At 61.1% G+C, this 244-nt stretch carries 1 pseudogene; it reads left to right on the top strand.

The window, feature by feature from the left end:
- Nucleotide 1: 1 nt before the first annotated feature.
- Nucleotides 2-244 (top strand): annotated as a pseudogene (locus tag A3754_RS27425) (bifunctional folylpolyglutamate synthase/dihydrofolate synthase); the annotation flags it as partial.

The following is a 244-nucleotide window of genomic DNA, read 5'->3' as shown; positions in this document are numbered from 1 at the left end:
ACTGGGCCTGGATCGGCTCCACGGCGTTGCTGCCCGCTTGGCGGTGGCGCATTTTCCCGTCCCCGTGATTACCGTTGCCGGCACCAATGGCAAAGGCTCCACACTGCGTTTAATGAGGGCGTTAGCTGAACGCCAGGGCCGCAAGGTCTGCCTGTATACCTCTCCGCATCTTCATGTGTTCAACGAACGGGTTCGCCTGCCTGAAGGTCTGGCCAGCGATGCGCAGTTATGTGCGGCGTTTGCC

Source organism: Alcanivorax sp. HI0083, from assembly GCF_001635175.1.
Note: the sequence above shows the minus strand (reverse complement) of the source record. Positions and strands in the feature narration are given on the sequence as shown.